This is a genomic window from Arthrobacter sp. P2b (genome assembly GCF_900168295.1).
GTDB lineage: Bacteria > Actinomycetota > Actinomycetes > Actinomycetales > Micrococcaceae > Arthrobacter.
Genome location: NZ_FVZL01000021.1, coordinates 24,998 through 45,202 on the forward strand (window position 1 = coordinate 24,998; position 20,205 = coordinate 45,202).

20 protein-coding genes are annotated in these 20,205 nt (G+C 66.9%); 10 read left to right on the forward strand and 10 right to left on the reverse strand.

Features of this window, described 5'->3' with window-relative positions; all coding sequences use genetic code 11:
• Positions 1-86 precede the first annotated feature (86 nt).
• Positions 87-1,922 carry a S8 family serine peptidase gene (locus B5520_RS20090; protein WP_079598841.1) on the forward strand — a complete coding sequence of 612 codons (1,836 nt, stop codon included), beginning with the start codon at positions 87-89 and terminating at the stop codon, positions 1,920-1,922.
• On the opposite strand, the gene B5520_RS20095 is transcribed toward B5520_RS20090, so the two are convergent.
• Positions 1,919-3,031 (reverse strand): DNA alkylation repair protein, encoded by a 1,113-nt coding sequence (locus B5520_RS20095; RefSeq protein WP_079598842.1) that lies wholly within the window; start codon positions 3,029-3,031, stop codon positions 1,919-1,921. The genes B5520_RS20090 and B5520_RS20095 overlap by 4 nt on opposite strands.
• A 72-nt stretch (positions 3,032-3,103) precedes the next feature.
• On the opposite strand from B5520_RS20095, the gene B5520_RS20100 reads away from it, so the two are divergent.
• Positions 3,104-3,925 (forward strand): phosphatase PAP2 family protein, encoded by an 822-nt coding sequence (locus tag B5520_RS20100; RefSeq protein WP_079598843.1) that lies wholly within the window; start codon positions 3,104-3,106, stop codon positions 3,923-3,925.
• A 17-nt stretch (positions 3,926-3,942) separates the two neighbouring features.
• On the opposite strand, the gene B5520_RS20105 is transcribed toward B5520_RS20100, so the two are convergent.
• Positions 3,943-4,263 (reverse strand): MerR family transcriptional regulator, encoded by a 321-nt coding sequence (locus B5520_RS20105; RefSeq protein WP_079598844.1) that lies wholly within the window; start codon positions 4,261-4,263, stop codon positions 3,943-3,945.
• A gap of 140 nt (positions 4,264-4,403) precedes the next feature.
• Between B5520_RS20105 and B5520_RS20110 the strand changes: the two genes are divergently transcribed.
• From B5520_RS20110 to B5520_RS20120, 3 genes are all read left to right on the forward strand, one after another.
• Positions 4,404-4,829 (forward strand): Hsp20/alpha crystallin family protein, encoded by a 426-nt coding sequence (locus B5520_RS20110; protein WP_079598877.1) that lies wholly within the window; start codon positions 4,404-4,406, stop codon positions 4,827-4,829.
• Between the two features lie 84 nt (positions 4,830-4,913).
• Positions 4,914-5,237, forward strand: a complete 324-nt coding sequence (locus B5520_RS20115) for a J domain-containing protein (RefSeq protein WP_079598845.1) — start codon at positions 4,914-4,916, stop codon at positions 5,235-5,237.
• A 49-nt stretch (positions 5,238-5,286) separates the two neighbouring features.
• The gene (locus tag B5520_RS20120) at positions 5,287-5,664 is read left to right on the forward strand and encodes a hypothetical protein (RefSeq protein WP_079598846.1); all 378 of its coding nucleotides are present in this window, start codon (positions 5,287-5,289) and stop codon (positions 5,662-5,664) included.
• A 2-nt stretch (positions 5,665-5,666) separates the two neighbouring features.
• Here B5520_RS20120 and B5520_RS20125 read toward each other — a convergent pair whose 3' ends face one another.
• On the reverse strand, positions 5,667-7,043 hold the full coding sequence (locus B5520_RS20125) for an AAA family ATPase (protein WP_079598847.1): 1,377 nt from the start codon (positions 7,041-7,043) through the stop codon (positions 5,667-5,669).
• Between the two features lie 91 nt (positions 7,044-7,134).
• Between B5520_RS20125 and B5520_RS20130 the strand changes: the two genes are divergently transcribed.
• The gene (locus B5520_RS20130) at positions 7,135-8,682 is read left to right on the forward strand and encodes a glycoside hydrolase family 1 protein (RefSeq protein WP_079598848.1); all 1,548 of its coding nucleotides are present in this window, start codon (positions 7,135-7,137) and stop codon (positions 8,680-8,682) included.
• A gap of 6 nt (positions 8,683-8,688) precedes the next feature.
• On the opposite strand, the gene B5520_RS20135 is transcribed toward B5520_RS20130, so the two are convergent.
• Together B5520_RS20135 and B5520_RS20140 are read right to left on the reverse strand one after the other, a co-directional pair.
• On the reverse strand, positions 8,689-9,795 hold the full coding sequence (locus B5520_RS20135; protein ID WP_079598849.1) for an App1 family protein: 1,107 nt from the start codon (positions 9,793-9,795) through the stop codon (positions 8,689-8,691).
• A gap of 67 nt (positions 9,796-9,862) precedes the next feature.
• Positions 9,863-10,594: a DUF72 domain-containing protein gene (locus B5520_RS20140; RefSeq protein ID WP_079598850.1), complete on the reverse strand. Its 732-nt coding sequence runs from the start codon at positions 10,592-10,594 to the stop codon at positions 9,863-9,865.
• 61 nt (positions 10,595-10,655) lie between these two features.
• Between B5520_RS20140 and B5520_RS20145 the strand changes: the two genes are divergently transcribed.
• The 3 genes from B5520_RS20145 to B5520_RS20155 all read left to right on the forward strand — a co-directional run bounded on the left by B5520_RS20145 (position 10,656) and on the right by B5520_RS20155 (position 13,582).
• Complete coding sequence (locus B5520_RS20145; protein WP_079598851.1) at positions 10,656-12,464, forward strand: glycoside hydrolase family 15 protein; 1,809 nt, start codon at positions 10,656-10,658, stop codon at positions 12,462-12,464.
• A gap of 117 nt (positions 12,465-12,581) precedes the next feature.
• Positions 12,582-12,872 (forward strand): hypothetical protein, encoded by a 291-nt coding sequence (locus B5520_RS20150; protein ID WP_079598852.1) that lies wholly within the window; start codon positions 12,582-12,584, stop codon positions 12,870-12,872.
• Positions 12,872-13,582 (forward strand): HAD family hydrolase, encoded by a 711-nt coding sequence (locus B5520_RS20155; RefSeq protein ID WP_079598853.1) that lies wholly within the window; start codon positions 12,872-12,874, stop codon positions 13,580-13,582. The genes B5520_RS20150 and B5520_RS20155 overlap by 1 nt, the downstream gene beginning before the upstream one ends.
• Positions 13,583-13,597: 15 nt before the next feature.
• On the opposite strand, the gene B5520_RS20160 is transcribed toward B5520_RS20155, so the two are convergent.
• Positions 13,598-13,846, reverse strand: coding sequence for a hypothetical protein (locus B5520_RS20160; protein WP_079598854.1), 249 nt, complete (start codon positions 13,844-13,846; stop codon positions 13,598-13,600).
• Positions 13,847-14,016: 170 nt separating this feature from the next.
• Here B5520_RS20160 and B5520_RS20165 point away from each other — a divergent pair, with 170 nt between their 5' ends.
• A complete protein-coding gene (locus tag B5520_RS20165; RefSeq protein ID WP_079598855.1) occupies positions 14,017-15,198 on the forward strand; it encodes a zinc-dependent alcohol dehydrogenase in 1,182 nt (393 codons plus the stop codon).
• A gap of 26 nt (positions 15,199-15,224) precedes the next feature.
• Here B5520_RS20165 and B5520_RS20170 read toward each other — a convergent pair whose 3' ends face one another.
• The 4 genes from B5520_RS20170 to aceB all read right to left on the reverse strand — a co-directional run bounded on the left by B5520_RS20170 (position 15,225) and on the right by aceB (position 20,192).
• Positions 15,225-16,376, reverse strand: coding sequence for a serine hydrolase domain-containing protein (locus B5520_RS20170; protein WP_079598856.1), 1,152 nt, complete (start codon positions 16,374-16,376; stop codon positions 15,225-15,227).
• Between the two features lie 108 nt (positions 16,377-16,484).
• The gene (locus B5520_RS20175; protein ID WP_079598857.1) at positions 16,485-17,297 is read right to left on the reverse strand and encodes a bifunctional allantoicase/(S)-ureidoglycine aminohydrolase; all 813 of its coding nucleotides are present in this window, start codon (positions 17,295-17,297) and stop codon (positions 16,485-16,487) included.
• A 15-nt stretch (positions 17,298-17,312) separates the two neighbouring features.
• On the reverse strand, positions 17,313-18,590 hold the full coding sequence (locus B5520_RS20180) for a DUF6986 family protein (RefSeq protein ID WP_079598858.1): 1,278 nt from the start codon (positions 18,588-18,590) through the stop codon (positions 17,313-17,315).
• A 3-nt stretch (positions 18,591-18,593) separates the two neighbouring features.
• Complete coding sequence (aceB, locus tag B5520_RS20185) at positions 18,594-20,192, reverse strand: malate synthase A (RefSeq protein WP_079598859.1); 1,599 nt, start codon at positions 20,190-20,192, stop codon at positions 18,594-18,596.
• Positions 20,193-20,205: the final 13 nt, after the last annotated feature.

Genomic DNA, 20,205 nt, shown 5'->3' on the forward strand with positions numbered 1-20,205 from the left:
TATCCTGTTGGTAGAGCGGTGGATTTCCCCGCCCCCGCAGCTCCCAACGCCACACCAAGGACCCCAAAATTCGCACTTCATCCTTTGTGCTGCCCGCCGCCGCAGCGCTGGTCTCCGCCGTCGCCTTTTCCGTTTCCGCCGTGCCTGCCGCCGCCGCGCCAAAAGCCGATGCCGGAGCAGCCGGCCGCTACATCGTGCAGTACGCCGCCAACGCCGATGTGGATGCTGAGGCTGCCCACCTGCGCGGGCAGGGCCTCGCCGTCGGCCGTACCTTCAAACACGCGCTCCGCGGCGCCGTGGTCACCGCCAATCCTGCCCAGGCCGAGGCTCTTGCCCGCTCCGGTCGCGTGCTGTCAGTGGAGGCGGACGCCCCCGTCAGCATTTCCGCAACGCAGCAGCCCGCGCCCTGGGGCCTGGACCGGGTGGACCAGCGGCCCCTGCCGCTCTCCGGCTCCTACTCCTGGACAGCGGCCGGGGCCGGAGTGACGGCCTACGTGGTGGACACCGGAGTCCTCGCATCGCACGCCGATTTCGGCGGCAGGGTGACGGCCGGCTGGACCGCCGTGGCCGATGGCAGGGGCTCCGGCGACTGCAACGGCCACGGCACCCACGTTGCCGGGACGGTGGCGGGTGCCACTTACGGGGTAGCCAAGGCAGCCACCGTGGTGCCGGTCCGGGTCCTCGACTGCAACGGCTCCGGCTACAACTCCGATGTGGTGGCAGGACTTGACTGGGTTGCCGCCAACCACCCCGCCGGCGTGCCGGCCGTGGCCAACCTCAGCCTGGGCGGCGGCGCGAGCACCGCGGTGGACGCAGCCATCCAGGCAGTGATGAACGACGGCGTCACGGCAGTGGTTGCCGCCGGCAACTCCGCGGTGGATGCCTGCGGCGGTTCCCCCGCCCGGGTTACCGGCGCTGTCACCGTCGCCGCCAGCGACTCCGCCGACCGCCAGGCCTCCTTCTCCAACTTCGGCACGTGCGTGGACCTCTACGCCCCGGGCGTGGGCATCACCTCCACGCTCCACACCTCCACCTCCGCAACGGCCTCCATGTCCGGGACCTCGATGGCCGCGCCCCACGCAGCCGGGGCCGCCGCCGTGCTGCTGTCGCAGAACCCGGCCCTCACGCCAGCCCAGGTTGCGGGAACCCTGGTGTCCGGTGCAACGTCCGGGGCCGTCACCGGCGCCACCAGCGGAACGCCTAACCGGCTGCTCTACGCCGGCGCCGTGAATGCTGCTCCCGCGCCTGCCCCTGCTCCCGCGCCGACCCCCGCTCCCGCGCCTGCCCCCACCGTCAGTGCCGTGAGTCCCGGGGCCAATGCCACGTCCGTGCCGTCCGGCGCCAACGTGACCGCCACCTTCAGCGAGGCAGTACAAGGACTGACGTCAGGAACGTTCGTGCTCAAGAACGCTGCCGGCACCACCGTCCCCGCCAGCGTCACCTACAACGCAACTACCCGGACGGCCACCCTGGACCCCTCCGCCAACCTGGCCGCGGATGCAACCTATACCGCAACGCTGGTGGGCGGAAGCTCGGCCATCCGCGGCACTACGGGAACCCCGCTGGCCTCGGTCAGCTGGACCTTCCTGACGGGCCCGGCCCCGGTGGTCACCGGCACCACCCCCGGCAGCAACGCGCTGCTGGTGCGCCGCGGCAACAACATCAGCGTGACCTTCATCGAGGCAGTCCAGGGCGTCAACGGCACCACGTTCACCGTGAGGAACGCAGCCACCGGCGCGGTGGTGCCGGCCGCCGTCTTCCGGAACGGCACCACGAACCAGTGGATCCTCGACCCGCAGCAGTCACTGGCCGCCAAGACCAAATACACCGTGACGGTGACAGGCGGCGGAACAGCCGTCCGCGACCTCGCGGGGAACCAGCTGGCCACCCGTACCTGGCAGTTCACCACCGGCTCGTTCTAGCCCGCCTCCAGCCGGAACTCCGCGCGGCCGTGCAGGGCACCGTTGACCTGCAGTTCCAAGGCATGCAGGCCGGGATGATGCACCCTCGTGGTCATCTGCCGGAACGCGTGGCGCTTGGAGAGGCTCCTGCTCTCGCCCGGCTCCAGAGTGAGGGTTGAGATTTTGAAGACCTTGGCGGACTGGGTGCCGTTGGCCTTTTGGTAGTGGACCACATAGTCAAGCGCAAGCCGCGCATCCCGGGCACCGGTATTGGAGATTTCGAAGGCGAACGTCAGTTCCCCGGGAATCGTGAGGACGTCCCGGTCCAGGTGCGGCCCGGTAACCGCCACGGACGCCGGCGTAAAGCCCAGCACCTCCAGGGCGCCGGGATGCCCCTTCTTGACGAGCGTGCGGAGGCCGTGCCGGACCACCCAGCCGGTGTTGTTGTCTGCTGCCCCGAGCCATTTCCGGGCGGTTGCCACCACCAGGTCCGGGGCGTGCCGGGCAACATCGTTGAGGTGGTTGGCCACCGAACGCCGGACATACTCGGAGGGGTCGCGGTAGAGCGCATCGAGGATGGGGACGGTGGCCTCTGGCCGCTGGACGAGGGCAGGCACACGCACCGCCCACGGCAGGTATGGCCGGGTGCCCTCGCTGGCCAGGCGCCGGACATGCTCATCCGGATGGGACGTCCAGTCCAGTACCGCTGCCAGAGCCCGGTTCGGATCCCGGGCGATCAGCCGGCGGATGGCAAACTCGCCGGTGAGCCGGGGCGTCAGCTCCGTCAGCAGCGCGAGGGCATCGTCAAAGTCCTGCCTGGAACCGGACTCGAGGCAAAGGGTGGCAGCTGCCTCGGAAACCGGCCACAGGGTCCAGCCGGTGAACTCCGGAACTGGCAGTGCCGCGCGGAAGCTGGCCGCCGCCGTCGGATATCCACGTCCGGGGCTGTTCCTGATGTCATCCACCAGGGCACCGGCAACAAGATCAGTACGGGCGCGAAGGTTGAGATCGCCCAGCAGCGAAGCGGCAGCGGCGGTGCGTTCCCATGTCACGCCGGGCGCAACCGCCGTGAGGATGCCGGCCAGCGTTTTCACCGCCTGCGCATCGATGAGTTCATTCATCACGCCCATGGAGTCAGGCTACCGCCCGTGCAGGCGCCAACCGGGATAATCTTCACCCTAAGCAAACTTCACGGCGCAGGGATGGTCACAGTGGGACAGCAGGAATCGTCAGGCTCTGGAAGAGCTTCCGGGACAACCGCCAAGAAGAACGGCCGGTGGCGCGCTTTCCACGACAAGTTCGTGGTGGAGGAGCGCTACCTGGAGCCGGGGGACCGGCGCGCGCTCTACCGTGCTTCGGTAATCCTGGTGGCTGCGGGCGTGGCGCTCTTCATCGCCACCCTCATCAGTGTGGTGCAGGCCGATGGGCTGTCCGCGGCCGATGGGCCTGTCCGTGACTGGCTCCTGGGCCTGCGGTCCGACACCATCACGGCGATCATGATCTTCCTTGCCGTGGTGTTTGGCCCCATTGCCCTGCCCATCATTGTGCTGGTGGTCATTCTGGTCTGGGGATTCGCCGCCAAGCACGCCTGGCGGCCCATCCTGCTGGCGTCGGCGATGCTCACCGGTGTCATCATTTCGCAGATCATCCTCCAGATTGTCCGGCGGTCACGCCCGCCGGTGGACCAGATGCTCTTCGGGATCGACCACACTTTCTCGTTCCCCTCGGGGCATGTCCTGGGGGCCTGTGACTTCCTCCTGGTGGGAGCCTTCCTGATCTTCTCGCGGCGCAGGAACCCGCGGGCCGCCGTGCTCGGCTTCGTCGGAGCGGGCGTGGGAATCGTGCTGGCGGCCCTGAGCCGGCTGTACCTGGGCTACCACTGGCTCAGCGACGCCCTCGCTTCGGTCTCGTTGTCCCTGATCATCCTGGGCGGCGTGATCGCCGTGGATACGTGGCGGACCGCCAGGGTGCCGGGGGAGAGGATCACGGGGGAGCTGTCCAAGGCTGACTCGCCGAGGGATTAGGGCCCCCGAGGCATGTATCAGGCGGGCGGCCTGGATCTTGCGCGCTTCAGGGCACGGTGCAGCCTCATGTTGGCTGCCTCCAATTCCAGCACCTTGGCTACGCCTGCCAGGTTGAGTCCTTGGTCCAGGAGTTCCCCGATGCGCAGCAGCACTGCGACGTCGTCATCGCTGTATTGACGCGTGCCGCCGGCCGTCCGTGACGGTGTTAACAGTCCTTTGCTCTCGTAGAGCCGGATGTTCTGCTGGCCTGTTCCTGCCAGTTTGGCTGCAACGGAGATGGCGTAGAGCGCATGTCCGCTGGCGGGCCGGCCGGCCCGTCCTGCTCCGGGGTCTGCCATAACGTCTCTCCAAAATCGTCGTTGCGCGGTCTTGCCTCAGTTTCCCACGGGTGCTATAAAAAATCTATATTCACCACCATAGATCGGTGGGCGGATATGGTACTGATCCAACATCTCAAAAGCTGAAGGAGTGGGACATGATGTTGATGCGCACGGACCCGTTCCGTGAGCTGGACCGGCTCACGCAGCAGGTCTTTGGCACTGCCGCCCGGCCGGCCGCCATGCCGATGGACGCATGGCAGGAAGACGGCGAGTTCGTGGTGGCCTTTGACCTTCCGGGCGTCAAGACCGACTCGCTGGACCTGAATGTCGAACGTAACGTCCTCACCGTACGGGCGGAACGCTCCGACCCCACGCAGCCCAATGTTGAGCTGGTGGCTGCCGAGCGTCCCCGCGGTGTTTTCAGCCGGCAACTGATCCTGGGCGACACCCTGGACACGGACAACATCAAGGCAAGCTACGACCATGGCGTCCTGACCCTGCGGATTCCCGTGGCCGAACGCGCCAAGCCGCGCAAGATCGAGATTGAGACGCAGCAGGCCCAGAGGCAGCAGATCGGAACGTAGCGAGGCGGTGTGGTGCGGGCGGTGCCCCCGGCACGGCCCGCACCCGGCATTCCCCCTGCGCCTGGCGGAGTGGAAAGGGCTGAGATGACAGACACCCCTGATTACTACGCCATCCTGCGCGTCCAGCCGGATGCCGGCCAGCAGGAGATATCCCGGGCCTACCGGGCCCTGATGCGCAGCCACCACCCGGATGTGGACGGCGGCACGGCTCCCGAAGGCGAACTGCTGCGCATCATGCAGGCGTTCAACGTCCTGCGGGATCCGGAGCGGCGGGCGGCCTACGACAAGCAGCGGGCGGCGTCGGCGCCGAAGACTATCCCCGTCCGGAAGGTCCACACCCGCAGCGGGACTTCCGGGCACACCATCAGGGTTACCCCCGTGCGCTGGGAAAGCGGGCCCTGGTCCTAGTTTTTTTGCGCGGCGTGGCAACAATAACCGCGAGGAGGCGGAGAACTGCATGAGCGACTGGCGACGCTACGATTCACACCTGATTCCGGCATTCCACGAACGCTTTGAGGAGCGGTGGGGCGCCGGAACCGCACCATTCCTTGACCCGGAAGCGCATGAGGAGCCGCTGCCGCGTGCCCAATGGATCAACCCGGCCACCGGTGCCGCCCTGGCCGTGGTGCCGGTATGGACAACCGAGGATAAGCAGCAGCGGTCCTTCGGCGTGTTCTACCTCCCGCCGGCCGGAGACATCTGGGTCCTGCGCCCTGGCTACACCGGCTACCTGGAACCGGCGGACGGCGAAACCGAGCACCTGGCGACCCTCCGCAACGATGCCTTCCGCAAGGCCGTGGCGCACGCCAAGGAGTTCCTGTTCGGCTCGCAGTAGCGCTAGCTGCCGCTGCCCAGGAGGCTGCGCGTCAGCGACTCTGCATCCGCCATCAGCTCCTCCACCGCCTTCGCGAGGTGTGCATCGCCAACGGGGCTGTTGGCCAGGGCAGCCGCCACCACGGCCCGCCGGACCAGTTCCCGGGCAAAGGAAGCGGTGGTGCCCCCAGTGCGTTCGGCTGCCGCCTCCAATGCCCCGGTGCTGAACGCCGCCTGGCGGGCGTAAAGCCGGAGAAGCGCAACGCGCTCGTGAAGTGCGGGGAGGGGAATTTCCACCGCCAGGTCCACCCGCCCCGGGCGCTGGGCGAGGGCGCGTTCCAGCAGGTCCGGCCGGTTCGTCGTCAAAACGAAGGCGACGTCGGCATCGTTGTCCAGGCCATCCATGGCATCCAGAACCTCGAACAGGAGCGGCTGCGGCCCGTGGCCAAAGCTCCTGTCCTCGGCGATCAGGTCGCAGTCTTCCAGGACCACGATGGAAGGCTGCAGCGCCCTGGCCATCCGCGCCGCCTCGGAAATCCTGGCAAGCGAACCGCCCGAGAGGAGGACCGCCGTCGCGCCCGTACTCTGGCCCAGCAGGTACCGCACCGTGTGCGTCTTTCCCGTGCCCGGCGGGCCGTACAGCAGGACACCCCGCTTCAGGTGCTGCCCGTGGGCCCGCAACGATTCCCGGTGCCTGGCAATGCCCACTGTATGGTCCGCAACCTTCTGCAGAAGCCCTGCCGGCAGAATGACTTCCGTGGCTTCCAGGAGCGGCCGGTGGTGGAAGGTCACGCCGCCGCTGCTGGGACCGAACTCGCCCATCACCAGCGAGATCACCTGGCCTTTCAAAACGCTTTGGCTGTCCATCCGCCGACCGTATTCGGCAAGGAACGCGGTCCCTGTTTCCGGGACGGCGGCCACGACTTCCAGGGATGCCGTCTGCCGCCCGGAGCGCGGGTCCGCGGCGCGCTGCAGGACCGCTATCCTGCCGCCGTCGAACGTCAAGAGCCGGAGCCCGAAGCCCACCGCCTGGCGCTGCGTGTCCGGACCGACCGCCAGATTGACGTAGTCCGGCTGGGACAACGGAAACTGCGGGAAAAGCTGGGACTGCTGCACCATGTCACTGAGGGAGGCGTGATGACGCTGGCCGCCGCCGCCAATTCCCACCAGCCTGTTGTCCGGATCAAGGGCCGCGAGCTCTGCCAGGACAATGTCCGCGTCCACGAACCGGTGGAACGGAATCTGCTCCTCCACCATTGCCAGGTCCGCCGCGGCCACTCCCAAGTGCTCCGTGAGCGTGTCGAGCAGCTGTGTTCCGGCCTGTCGCTGATGGCGTCCTTCCTGTGCGAGCTGCACCAAGTCGGCAAAATCGTCGATGAACTTCCCCAGTTTTTCATCCATGCCCAGACCCTGGCAGTGGCGACTCGTCAGCAACCTTACGGTGTGCCATCCTGAGACGTACTTATCCATACGTGAACAAAAGGCCCGCCCCATGCACATCACCGCCAAGGACCTCGCAGCACTGATCCCGCCGGGATTCACGCTTGGAGTTGCCACCGCAGCCTTCCAGATTGAGGGGGCCCTGGATGAGGACGGCCGCGGGCCCGCCGGCTGGGATGTGTTCGCCGCAAAGCCCGGCGCCATCGTGGAGGACCACAGCCCCGTGGTTGCCTGCGACCACTACCACCGCATGCCCCAGGACGTTGCCCTCATGAAGCAGCTGGGCGTGGATTCCTACCGGTTCTCGTTTGCCTGGCCGCGGATCCAGCCAACGGGCAAGGGACCGGCCAACCGCGCAGGCCTGGCCTTCTACGACCGCCTTTTGGACGAGCTGCTGGCCAACGGAATTTCACCGATGGCCACCATCTACCACTGGGACACACCCCTGGCGCTGGATGAGGCGGACGGCTGGATGAACCGGGATACCGCCTACCGGCTGGGGGAGTATGCGTCCATCGTGGCTGAAGCCTTTGGCGACCGCGTCGCCCGCTGGGTCACCATCAACGAACCCGCAACCGTCAGCACCAACGGCTACTCCCTTGGCCTGCACTCACCGGGCAAGGAACTGGTCCTGGGCGCCTTCCCCACGGTCCACCACCAGCTCCTGGGACACGGCCTGGCCGTGCAGGCGCTGCGTGCGGCCGGCGTGCCGGGCGAGATCGGGATGACCAACGTGTACTCGCCCATGGTCCCGAACTCGATCAACCCCCTGGACCGGATCAGCGCCGGCCTTATGGACCTCGCCCAGAACCGGCTCTACGCCGATCCCGTGCTGACTGGCAAATACCCGGACCTGATCCGGGCGGCCAAGTTCTTCAGCTCCTTCGACCACCCGGAGGAGGACATGGCCCTGATCTCCCAGCCGCTGGATTTCTACGGGCTCAACTACTACATGCCCACCAAGGTGGCGGTGGGTCCCGGTGGCGGCGCGGTCCCTGCGAGCATGGCGGAAGCCATGGGCAGCGACCTCAGCGCAGCGGGCAGCGGCGGAACCCCGTTCCATGTGGAGACGTGGCCGGAAGCGGACATCACGTCCTACGGCTGGCCGGTGAAACCCGAGTACATGGCCGTGGCGCTGAAGGAGATGGCGGAGCGGTACCCCAACCTGCCTCCCGTGATCCTCACCGAGGGCGGTGCCAGCTTCGAGGACATCATTGTGCGGGACAAGTCCACCAACACCAGGTTCATTCCTGATGAGCGCCGGCTGAAGTACCTTTCGGACCACCTGGAAACGGCGCTTCGGGCAACGGCTCCCGGCGGCGTGGCGGAGTCCGTGGACCTGCGCGGCTACTACGTGTGGTCCCTGCTGGACAACTTCGAGTGGTCTGCAGGCTATAACCAGCCCTTCGGGCTCCTGCACGTGGACTTCGAAACCCTGGAGCGGACGCCCAAGGCCTCCTACTTCTGGCTGCAGGAACTCATCGAGGAACGCGACCTCGCCGCCGCTGCCGGTGCCGCCATCGCCCAGGCGGCAGCCGCGGATGACCTCGCCACGGAAGCGCCCGACGACGGCGTGGCCCCGCTGGGTGCCACCGCGTAGGAAGGCTTAGAGCAGGTCGAGCGTGGCGAGCTGCTTGGCCATGCCGGCGCCGTCCGGGGAGTAGATCCACGGCACCCTGGAAGCAGTGTGGTCCCCGTCCTCGGAATGGCCGCCGGCGAATACCGACTCGCTGACGGACAGTTGACGGATGGCGATGGCCGCAACCTTGTCCGGGTTTTCTGACGCGAAGCCGGAGTAGATGGCCTCATCATGCTGGCCGTTGTCCCCGATCAGGAGCCACTGCATGTCCGGGAACTCCTTGCTGAGCCGTTCCAGGTTGCGGTGCTTGTGGTCCTGGCCGCTGCGGAACCAGCGGTCCTGGGTCAGGCCCCAGTCCGTCAGCAGCAAGGCCCCGGAAGGGTACATGTTGCGGTTCAGGAACCGGGCCAGGGTGGGTGCCGCATTCCAGGGGCCGGTGGACAGGTAGATGACCGGAGCGTCGGGGTGCTCGATGGTCAGCCGGTCCAGCAGCACGGCCATCCCGGGGGTGGCCATGCGCGCGCGCTCGCTCAGGACGAACGTGTTCCACAGTGCCAGGAACGGCCGGGGCAACGCAGTCACCATCACGGTGTCATCGATGTCGGACACGATGCCGAATTTCACGTCCGGTGCGATCACCCGGATCCGCGCCTCAACCGGTTCGGTCCCTTCCGCTTTGAGGACGGCCGTGTGCCAGCCGGGCGTGAGCTGGACGTCCACCTCTGTGTCGATCAGGCCGCCGCGGTCCGCCTGGACGTGGGTGACAACATCGCCAATGGTGATTTCGACGTCGGTGAACTGCAGCGGAACGCCGGTGAAGGCACGCCAGCCGCGCACGTTCTGGTTGCCGTTCCGGGCTTCGTGTTCGGCTTTGCTGCCGGGCAGCGGCTTCTGGGTCATCAACACTCGGCCCAGCACCCTGACCTGGCTGGTGGATCCGTAGCCCTGGTAGGCGATGGTCTGCGGAACGAACTTCCAGCGCTTGGCCAGTTGGATCCGGACACTGTTGAAAGTGTCGGAGACCCGGTGCGCGAGCCGGAAGACCTGGTTGCCGGACACTTCGTTCCCGCTGTCCAGGTCCTGCCGGGGAGGGTGCGCTGCGTTGTGGGGCGAATTCTGCGGAGCCTTGTCCATGGGTCCACTCTGCCACAGGGCGGCAGCCGGCGAGGAGACTCCTTGGCGTGGACGGTGCTCTATGACGTCAGCCCTGCCCAAGGATCCCGCGCAGGGTCTGGGCGTTGCGCACTGCGTGGCCGCCGCCGTCGTTATTGAAATAGGCGTACACGTCCAGGCCGTCACCCTCCCACCCGCGGATGCGGTCCGCCCACCAGTGCATGTCCGCGTCTGAATAGGAGCCGGCGTAAAGGTGCTGGTGGTCGGGTCCATGCAGCCGGACATAGGTGAACGGCGCCGTGGTGCGCAGGATGCAGGGAAGGTTTGCCCCGCTCATGATGCAGTAGGCCGCCTGGTGCCGCTCCAGGAGGGCGAAGACCTCCGGGCAGTCCCAGGTGGGGTGCCGGAATTCCACTGTCACCCGGATCCAGGAAGGGACTGCCGCCAGGAAGTAGTCCAGCCGGGCGTCGTCGCGCTCCATCTGCGGGGGCAATTGGACCAGGAGGACGGCCCTCTTGTCGCCCAGTTCATGCCAGCACCGCTCAATGCGCTCAAGCCATACCTCGGGCGAGTACAGCTTCCTGGCATGGGTGAGCCCGCGCGGGGCCTTGACGGACATGGTGAAACCGGCGGGCAGCCGCTGGTTCCAGCCGGCGAAGGTGGTGTCGCGGGGCCAGCGGTAGAAGCTGGCGTTCAGTTCAACGGTGCTGAACCGGGAAACGTAATGCTGCAGGCGGTCCCTGGCAGGCAGCCTGGGCGGGTAGAGGACATTCTCCCAGTGGTCGTAGCTCCAGCCTGAGGTGCCGATGTGGACTGCCATTCCTGCAGGCTACATCGGTTTGAGGACTGTGCAGCGGAGCCGTCTGTGGCAGTGTAAGGTCATGGCGCTCATTGAAGATTATGCGGTAGTTGGTGACCTTCAAACCGGTGCACTCGTGAGCAACGAAGGCTCCATCGACTGGCTCTGCCTGCCACGCTTCGACTCCCCGGCATGCTTCAACGCGCTGCTGGACACGCCCGAGGCCGGACGCTGGCTGCTGGCGCCGGAAAACGGCGGGCCGTGCACCCGGCGGAGCTACCGGGACGGGAGCCTGATCCTGGAGACGGAGTGGGAAACACCGGACGGGACGGTGCGCGTCATCGACTTTATGCCGCCCCGGGACGCCGTGGCGGACATCGTCCGCATTGTGGAGGGCGTCAGCGGCTCGGTGAAGATGCACGGCGAACTGACGCTGCGGTTCGATTACGGGCACATCATTCCCTGGGTCCGCAGGGACAAGCACGGGCTGCACGCCATCGCCGGTCCGGACGCCGTCTACTTTGTCACCCCCGCGCCCCTGCACGGCGAGAACATGCACACCGTCAGCGACTTCACCGTCAGCGCCGGCGAACGGGTCCCGTTCGTGCTGACGTGGGCACCCAGCCACGTGGGCCGGCCCCACACGGTGGACGCCGAGAAAGTCCTGGACACCACGTACGCCTTCTGGCGCGGCTGGGCCTCGCAGTGCACAGTGAAAGGGAAATACCAGGACGCCGTGGTGCGTTCCCTCGTGACCCTGAAGGCCCTCACCTACGCGCCCACCGGGGGCATCGTGGCCGCCGTCACCACATCGCTGCCGGAACAGCTGGGCGGGCCGCGCAACTGGGACTACCGGTACTGCTGGCTGCGCGACGCCACCATGACGCTCCAGGCGCTCCTGGCCGCCGGGTATACCGCCGAAGCGGCGGCCTGGCGGGACTGGCTGCTGCGCGCCGTGGCCGGTGATCCGGCGGACCTGCAGATCATGTACGGGATCCACGGTGAACGGCGCCTGCCGGAGATGGAGCTGGCCTGGCTGAAGGGTTACGAGAACTCCTCACCGGTGCGCATCGGCAACGGGGCGGCGGAACAGCTCCAGCTGGACGTTTGGGGCGAAGTGCTGGACTGCCTGGCGTTGACCCGCAACTCGCTGCTGAAGCACACCGATGAGGCCTGGGACCTCCAGTGCACCCTGATGTCGCACCTCGAAACCATCTGGGACCAGCCGGACAACGGGCTGTGGGAAATGCGCGGCCCGCGCCGGCACTTCACGCACTCCAAGGTGATGGCCTGGGTTGCCGCGGACCGGATGGTGAAGGGCGTCCGTGAATCCGGGCTTCCCGGGCCTGTTGAGCGCTGGGAAACGCTGCGGGACACCATTCACCGGGACGTTATGGCCAACGGGTTCGACGCCGCGCGCAATACCTTCGTGCAGTCCTACGGCAGGCCGGAGCTGGACGCCAGCCTCCTCCTGATTCCGCGGGTGGGCTTCCTCCCGCCCGATGATCCGCGGGTCATCGGGACCATCGAGGCCATCCAGCGCGAGCTCACGGAGGACGGTTTTGTGCTGCGCTACCGTCCGGCCGAAAGCGACGACGGGCTGCCGGGTGATGAGGGCGTCTTCCTGGCGTGTTCCTTCTGGCTGGTGGAAGCCCTGCTTGGCGCGGGCCGGCACGAGGAGTCCACGCAACTGTTCGAACGCCTGCTCGAGCTACGCAACGATGTGGGGCTGCTGAGCGAGGAATGGGCGGTCAAAGCCGGCCGCCAGCTGGGCAACACACCACAGGCCTTCAGCCACTTCGCGCTTGTGACTAGCGCTTTGGAGCTTCATCAGGATACGGTTCGCCGGAGCGATACCCCCATTCCGCAGGAGTCTGCGGAAACGCGCTGAGGCGGCGCGTGCCGGGGTGTGGCTTCTCCTTCGCGAAATAGATAAGTATACTTACTAACACCTCATGGGAGTGCTCCCAGAAGCACAGCGCCGTGAAACGACGGAGGAGTGATTTATATGGCCGGGTACTTTGAGCTCGTGGATGCGCCTGACGGCGGCTATCGGGTCAAGATGATGGACGGGGCCGGGAACCTGATGGCCATCTCGGTGACCTTTCCCACCAAAAGGGCGGCTGCTGCCGGCGTGGCGATGGCCCGCGAGATTGCCGGTACGGGCCTCATCCGGGACAAGAGCCACGACGGCGCCGGGACGGTGATCCGGGAGCGTGTCCGTCCCGTCGCCACGCCGAAGGAAGAAGCGGCCCGGCGCAAGAAGGCTCCGGAAGCCCGGCGGGCTGCGGTCAGCTGATGGCCCCCACCCGCATGTCACCCCCTGGCGGACTGCGCCGGGGGGTTCTCTTTGACGTTGACGGGACGCTCATCGACTCGTCCTACATCCACACCATTTCCTGGTGGGGCGCCTTCCGCCAGCACGGCTACGACATCCCGATGGCGTCGATCCACCACTATGTGGGCATGGGCGGCGACCGGTTGGTGGACAGCCTGCTGCCATCCGACCGGGACCGCGACGCGGACCGGGACATCATGTCCAGCCACGGCGCCCTGTACGCCTCCCACTGGCCCGCCCTGCGCGCCTTCGACGGCGCCAAGGACCTGCTGGCCCAGTGCCATGCCGGCGGGCTTGCTGTTGCGCTCGCCTCCTCCGCACGGAAGAAGGACCTGCAGGTCATGAAGGCCACGCTCGACGCCGACGCTTATATCGACGGGGCCACCAGCGCCAATGACGCCAAGGAAAGCAAACCCGCCCCGGACATCCTGGTGGCAGCACTGGAGGCCATCGGCGTGGAGGCCGGTAACGCTGTCTTCGTTGGGGATGCCGTGTGGGACATGAAGGCCGCTGCAGCCCTTGGCATCCCGTCGGTGGGAGTCACCTGCGGCGGGATCAGTGCCACAAAGCTGCGTGACGCCGGGGCTGTCGAAGTCTATGAGGGCCCGCGTGACCTCCTGGACAACCTGACCTCAAGCGCCATCGGCCGGCTGCTCGCGGACCAGCCCTAGCTTCCCCGGGCAGGCTCAGACGGTCTGCCCGCCGGTGACGGCGTCCTCGTCTCCTGCATTCGCCGGTTTGTCCCAGGACACCGCAACCCGCACCGATCCGTCGTCGTTCCGTTCGATGTCCGTCACAACGTCGGACGCGCTGGCACCCATCTCAACAATCCTGGTGCGGTAGGTGTTGACGAGTTCTTCGAGGCTGGCTTCCGTCCATTCGCCGGGCCGCATACGGGTGGAGATTTCGACCGGTTCGGGCTGGTAGAGCGACATAACGTTCCTCTTTCACTCAAGCGTGTGCGGATCTGGCCCTTCCTACGCTAGGAGCCGCGGGCCGTGACGACAAGTATTTGATCAGCCTGCTTACTTTTTCTGGCCGAAGCCGATAGCGTCGAAGGACGGGCCTTCCGCCCTCCTGCATGAGCACCAGAGAAAGGGAAACTGTGAAAGCACTGACCTGGCAAGGCAAACGCTCGGTAAGCGTGGAAGAAGTACCGGATCCCGTCATCCAGGAGCCCACCGATGCCATCGTCCGGATCACGTCCACGGCGATCTGCGGCTCGGACCTGCACCTGTACGAGGTCCTCGGCCCCTACATGCACAAGGGCGACGTGATCGGCCACGAGCCCATGGGCATCGTGGAGGAAGTGGGAAGTGCGGTCACCAACCTTCGCCCGGGGGACCGGGTTGTCATTCCCTTCAACATCTCCTGCGGCCACTGCTACTTCTGCTCGCAAGGGCTGCAGTCCCAGTGCGAAACCACCCAGGTGAAGGACAAAGGCTCCGGAGCCGCCCTCTTTGGCTACTCCGAGCTCTACGGCTCTGTCCCGGGCGGCCAGGCGGAGTACCTGTGCGTACCGCACGCCGACTACGGCCCCATAAAAGTGGGAACAGAGCTTCCCGACGAGCGCTACCTGTTCCTCTCCGACATCCTTCCCACAGCTTGGCAGGCCGTGGAGTACGCCAATGTCCCGCCCGGCGGAACCCTTGCCGTCTTCGGGCTGGGACCCGTGGGCCAGTTCGCTGGCCGGATCGGCGTCCAGCGCGGCTACCGCGTGGTGGGCGTGGACCCAGTTCCGGAACGCCGGGACATGGCCGCGCGGCACGGGGTGGAAACGTTCGACTACACGAAGACCATTGCGGACGAACTGCGGGACATGACGTCCGGAAGGGGCCCCGACGCCGTCGTTGACGCCGTCGGCATGGAAGCGCATGGTTCCCCTGTCGCGGGCTTCGCGCATCAGGCACTGGGGCTGCTGCCGGACAAGCTGGCGCAGAAGGCGATGGAAACCGCGGGCGTGGACCGGCTGGCAGCATTGCACACCTCCATTAATGCTGTGCGGCGCGGCGGGACCGTGTCACTGAGCGGCGTGTACGGCGGCCAGGCGAGCCCCATGCCGATGCTCACCATGTTCGACAAGCAGATCCAGCTGCGGATGGGCCAGTGCAACGTGAGGAACTGGACCGATCACCTGCTGCCGCTCGTGGAGGACGACGCCGATCCGCTGGGTGTGATGGACCTGGTCACCCACCGTTCAGGCCTGGAGGGCGCGCCGGCGCTGTATGAGAAGTTCCAGAAGAAGGAGGACGGCTGCATCAAGGTGGTTCTCAAACCCGGTACCTGAGTCTCAAGGGACGGGCGGCTGCTCCCTCAGCACAGGCTGTTCAACGCCGTCTGGGCGACGTCCTGCAGTTCAAGGATCAGCGGGTTAAGGTCCAGCGTGGGCGGTGCCGGCGGGTAGGCAACTGACACCGTCAGTTGCTTCCTGCCGTCCTCGCTGGTCATGGAGATGCTGCCATAGCCATCCACGTCCCCGGGAAGCCCATAGTAGAAACGGTTGTTGCAGGTGTCATTCCAGCGGCGCAGGGCAAAACCGTAATACTGCGTGTAGCTGCCCTTCATGGCCTCTACTGATTCCGGTGCCAGCAGCCTGCCCTCCAGCAGCGCGCCATAGAACCCGTTGACTTCCTCCACCGTGGAGACGGCGCCGGCGGAGGGGAGTTCCCCGAGCCACTCCGGCCGGGCCACGTCCACGCGCTTCCCTTCGGCCGTGATGTAGCCGTGGACCATTGCGGGCGGTGGGGACCCGTTCCCCAGCCGGGTGGTCTCCATGCCCAGCGGCCCGGCGACGTCGGCGGCCAGGACGCGCCCAATCGTTTGTCCGCGGAGGCGCTGGACGATGAGGGCGAGGGCCGCGTAGTTGGACCGCGCGTAGTCGAAAACGTTCGCCAGCCTGCCCTGCCAGGGCACGGTGGCGGCCAAAGCCAGCTGCTGTTCGAGGGTGAGCGGCCGGTGCATCGTCTCCTCCCACCTCCCTGACGCCAGCAAGGGAATGGAGAAATCGGGGATTCCTGCTTCATGGGTCAGGAGCTGCCGCACGGTGACCGGCCCGGGGGGACGCAGCACCGTTCCGAATTCAGGAAGGTAGGCGCTCACCTGGGCATCGAGGTCAAGCCTGCCCTCCTCGGCCAGCTTCAAAACTGAGACAGCCACCATCGACTCGGTGATACCGCCGATGTGGACGGGATCGCTGACCGTCGCCCGTTCCCGGGTCTCAAGGTTCCGGACGCCGGCCGCGTGGGTCCAGGTGCTGTCGCCGTTCCTGACGGCAATAAGTACCGCCGGGGCACCCTCCTCAATCATCCGGGCGCTGAAGGCCTCGAGGTGCGTGAAGGCAGCGGGTTTGTCCTGGTCCGGTGGCGGCGGGGGATCTCCGGTGCAGCCCGCAGTGGATACCGCCAGCAGGGCTGCGCACAGGGCGGCAGTGATCCGCGTCCACCTGCAGGCCGGGTGTGTACCCATGGACCTATTCTTCCCCCAACCAGGTAGCAGTAACTGCCGTTTTGAGCCGCCAAAACGACAGTTACTGCTCCCCAGTTGGGCCGGGACCCCGGGGTGGCGGCGGAGCGCCTAGGTGAGGCGGACCTGCCGGTTCATGTCCTTGTAGAGCAGGTAGCGGAACTCGCCCGGGCCGCCGGCGTAGCAGGCCTGCGGGCAGAAGGCGCGCAGCCACATGAAGTCGCCGGCCTCCACCTCAACCCAGTCGTTGTTCAGCAGGTACATGGCCTTGCCCTCCAGGACGTACAGGCCGTGCTCCATCACGTGGGTTTCCGGGAACGGGATGACGCCGCCGGGCTGGAACGTCACGATGTTCACCTGCATGTCGTGGGCCAGGTCGCTGGAGTCCGTGAAGCGGGTGGTCTTCCAGGCGCCGTTGGTGTCCGGCATCGCCGTCGGCTCCACGTCCTTTTCGTTGGTGACGAAGGACTTGGCTTCGTACCCCTCCAGGCGTTCGTAGGCCTTGCGGATCCAATGGAAGGACACAACGTCGTCGGAAACGTTCTCCAGGCCCCACTCCGAACCGGCGGCCAGGTAGGCGTAGCCGCCTTCCTCCAGCTGGTGCAGTTCGCCGTCGAGGGTGAGGTTGACCCTGCCGCGGGTGACGAAGACGACGCCTTCCACGCCGGCCTCGAATTCGGCCTTGGGGGCGCCGCCGCCCGGGCCGATCTCCACGATCAGCTGCGAGAACGTGGTGGCGAAGCCTGAGATGGGGCGGGCGATGATCCAGGAGCGGGTGTTCGAAAAGCCCGGCAGGTTGGACGTGACGATGTCCGTCATAACGCCCTTCGGGATCACCGTGTACGCCTCGGTGACGATGGCCCGCTCCGTGGTCAGGTGGGTCTGCGGCGGCAGTCCGCCGGTGGGGGAGTAGTACTTGCCCATGGAAGAGATCCTTACTTAGGAGTTGGAAGTGGTGGCGAGCCGCGGGTGCGCCAGTCCGGTGAGCTGGGGGAGTCCGACGCCGGCCAGCGCCTGCACTTCGTCCGCACCGACGGCGCCGCACTGGACGCCGCGCAGCACGAACGCGGCCAGCGCCCGGGCCGTTGCGGGTTCGTCCATCACGCCGCCTGCGGTCTGCTCCACGTAGTTGCGCAGGCGTGCAGCGGCGGCCGGAAGGCCCTGCCGGTAAAAGGCGTAGGTGGCCGCGAACCTGCTGGGCAGCTGGGCGGGGTGCAGGTCCCAGCCCTGGTAATAGCCGCGCTCCAGCGACCGCCGGACCAGCCGGCCGTGCAGCTGCCAGGCGTTCTCGACGTTGTCGCCCACCGGGATGATGTTGGTGGAACCGTCCGACAGGCGGATGCCCGTGCCGGCAACTGCCAGCTGCATGACCTCCTTGGCAAAGTCGGCCACCGGGTGCTCCATGGACTGGTACTCCGCGGAAATCTGCAGCGACGCCGAGTAGTCGTAGGTGCCGTAGTGCAGGCCGCTGATCCGGCCCGGGACGGCGTGCGGCAGCTGGGCCACGGGGGAGGTGCCCTCAGGTCCGAGGATCAGCTGCGGCGTTTCCACCTGGACCTCGAAGCGCAGCCGGCCCGCAGGCAGCCCGTGCACTTCCTCCAGCCGGGACACCGCGTAGTTCATGGCCTGGACCTGCGCCACGGTGGTGACCTTGGGCAGGGTCAGGACCAGCCCTTCCGGCAGTTCGCCGGCGGCTGCCAGGCCGGAGACGAAGAGGTCCAGGGTCCGCAGTCCGCGGGCCCGGGTGGGCGCCTCGAAGCATTTAAAGCGGATGCCGATGAACGGAGGCGCAGAACCGGCCGCGGCTGCGGCGGCCACCGCGGAGGCCGCGGCAACCGCGGCGGCGTCCTCGGCGTCGTCGCCCCTGTCCCCGAAGCCGTCCTCGAAGTCCAGCCGGAGGTCCTCGATGGGTTCGCTGGCCAGCTTGGCTTCCACGCGGGACGCCACAGCTTCTGCGAGGCCGGGCTCCTGGCCCAGCAGGGCGCCGAGCTTCCCGTAACCACCGTGCGCGGCGACGGTGGCCTGAGCTTCCGCTCCCCAGTCGGACGCGAGCGACGGCGTGAAGCGGTCCGCGGGGACGTAGACGGTGTGGACGGGCTGGCGGGAGCCGTCGTCGCCCGGGTAGTTCCGTTCCAGCAGCCGGTCCGTCGCGGCCAGCTGCCCGTCGATCTGTGCCAGGTCCCCGGGTGACAGTGAGGGCTTGGGTGTTGCCGCCATGCCTCAGCCCACCAGTTCGTAGGCCGGCGTGGTGAGGAAGTCCGTGTAGTCGTCCGAGAGGCAGATGTCGGCAATCAGTCCGCTGGCCGGCTGGTAGTAGCGCTGGAACGCTTCGTCGCCCACCTCGGTGCGGAGCCGTTCGGTTTCCTCACCCAGGATCCGTTCCACGAGCTCCTTGGTCACGGTGTTGCCGCTGTCCGCCAGGACCGACTTGTTCCGGATCTGCTGCCATACCTGCGAGCGGGAAATCTCGGCGGTTGCCGCGTCCTCCATGAGATTGTGGATGGCAACGGCACCGTTCCCGGACAGCCACACGGCCGTGTAGGCGACGGCGACGTAGAGGTTCAGGCGCAGTCCGGCCTCGGTGACCTGGCCCTCGGCGGAGGTGACGTCCAGCAGCTGCTCAGCCGTGACGCTGACCTCCGGGCGCTGCCTGTCCAGCTGGTTGGGCTTGTCGCCGAGGACGGCGTCGAACACCTCGCGGCAGGTGGGGACCAGGTCCGGGTGGGCCACCCAGGATCCGTCGAACCCGTCGTTGGCTTCGCGGGTCTTGTCCGCGCGGACTTTGGCGAAGGCGGCCTCGGTGACCTCGGGGTGGCGGCGGTTGGGGATCACGGCCGCCATGCCGCCCATGGCGAAGGCGCCGCGCTTGTGGCAAGTCTTGACCAGCAGTTCGGTGTAGGCGCGCATGAACGGTGCCGTCATGGCCACCGACGCGCGGTCCGGCAGGACGAACTCCTCGCCGGCGTCCCGGAAGTACTTGATGATGCTGAAGAGGTAGTCCCAGCGGCCGGCGTTAAGGCCTGAGGCGTGGTCCCGGAGTTCGTAGAGGATCTCGTCCATTTCGAACGCGGCCGGGATGGTCTCGATCAGTACGGTGGCGCGGATGGTGCCCTGGTTCAGGCCAAGGTAGTCCTGCGCGAACACAAAGACGTCGTTCCACAGCCGTGCCTCAAGGTGGCTTTCCATCTTGGGCAGGTAGTAGTACGGTCCCTGCCCGTTGAGGACCAGCTGCTTGGCCACATGGAAGAAGTGCAGGCCGAAGTCCACCAGGGCACCCACGGCAGGTGCGCCGTCGATGATCATGTGCTTTTCCTGCATGTGCCAGCCGCGGGGGCGGGCCACCACGACGGCGAGCGGCGCGTCCGTGCGGAGCCGGTACTCCTTGCCTTCCTCCGACGTGTAGCTCAGCGTGCCCTGGGCTGCATCACGGAGGTTCAGGATGGCGTCGATGACGTTGCCCCAGGTGGGCGTGCTGGCGTCCTCGAGGTCCGCAAGCCACACCTTGGCACCCGAGTTGAGGGCGTTGATGGCCATCTTTGCCGGTGAAGCGGGACCGGTCATTTCAACGCGGCGGTCCTGCAGGGCCGCCGGCGCCGGCGCGACCTTCCAGTCGCCGTCGCGCACGTCCTGCGTTTCCGGCAGGAAGTCCAGCTTTCCGGTCTCCGCCACGCGCTGGCGCTTGACGGCGCGGGCGGCCAGGAGCTCGTTGCGGGTGCCGGCAAAGCGCGTGTGAAGCTCCTCCACGAACGCCAGCGCCTTGGGGGTGAGGATCTCCTCTGCGCGGTCGATCGGCCGGGGATCTGTGACTGTGATGGCCATTTCTGGTCCTTTC

Coding starts and splice junctions, on each gene's coding strand:
- B5520_RS20095 (WP_079598842.1), bottom strand. CDS start 3,031: ATGGGCGTGATGAATGAACTCATCGATGCGCAGGCGGTGAAAACGCTG.
- B5520_RS20100 (WP_079598843.1), top strand. CDS start 3,104: ATGGTCACAGTGGGACAGCAGGAATCGTCAGGCTCTGGAAGAGCTTCC.
- B5520_RS20105 (WP_079598844.1), bottom strand. CDS start 4,263: ATGGCAGACCCCGGAGCAGGACGGGCCGGCCGGCCCGCCAGCGGACAT.
- B5520_RS20110 (WP_079598877.1), top strand. CDS start 4,404: ATGTTGATGCGCACGGACCCGTTCCGTGAGCTGGACCGGCTCACGCAG.
- B5520_RS20115 (WP_079598845.1), top strand. CDS start 4,914: ATGACAGACACCCCTGATTACTACGCCATCCTGCGCGTCCAGCCGGAT.
- B5520_RS20120 (WP_079598846.1), top strand. CDS start 5,287: ATGAGCGACTGGCGACGCTACGATTCACACCTGATTCCGGCATTCCAC.
- B5520_RS20125 (WP_079598847.1), bottom strand. CDS start 7,043: ATGGATGAAAAACTGGGGAAGTTCATCGACGATTTTGCCGACTTGGTG.
- B5520_RS20130 (WP_079598848.1), top strand. CDS start 7,135: ATGCACATCACCGCCAAGGACCTCGCAGCACTGATCCCGCCGGGATTC.
- B5520_RS20135 (WP_079598849.1), bottom strand. CDS start 9,795: ATGGACAAGGCTCCGCAGAATTCGCCCCACAACGCAGCGCACCCTCCC.
- B5520_RS20140 (WP_079598850.1), bottom strand. CDS start 10,594: ATGGCAGTCCACATCGGCACCTCAGGCTGGAGCTACGACCACTGGGAG.
- B5520_RS20145 (WP_079598851.1), top strand. CDS start 10,656: ATGGCGCTCATTGAAGATTATGCGGTAGTTGGTGACCTTCAAACCGGT.
- B5520_RS20150 (WP_079598852.1), top strand. CDS start 12,582: ATGGCCGGGTACTTTGAGCTCGTGGATGCGCCTGACGGCGGCTATCGG.
- B5520_RS20155 (WP_079598853.1), top strand. CDS start 12,872: ATGGCCCCCACCCGCATGTCACCCCCTGGCGGACTGCGCCGGGGGGTT.
- B5520_RS20160 (WP_079598854.1), bottom strand. CDS start 13,846: ATGTCGCTCTACCAGCCCGAACCGGTCGAAATCTCCACCCGTATGCGG.
- B5520_RS20170 (WP_079598856.1), bottom strand. CDS start 16,376: ATGGGTACACACCCGGCCTGCAGGTGGACGCGGATCACTGCCGCCCTG.
- B5520_RS20175 (WP_079598857.1), bottom strand. CDS start 17,297: ATGGGCAAGTACTACTCCCCCACCGGCGGACTGCCGCCGCAGACCCAC.
- B5520_RS20180 (WP_079598858.1), bottom strand. CDS start 18,590: ATGGCGGCAACACCCAAGCCCTCACTGTCACCCGGGGACCTGGCACAG.
- aceB (WP_079598859.1), bottom strand. CDS start 20,192: ATGGCCATCACAGTCACAGATCCCCGGCCGATCGACCGCGCAGAGGAG.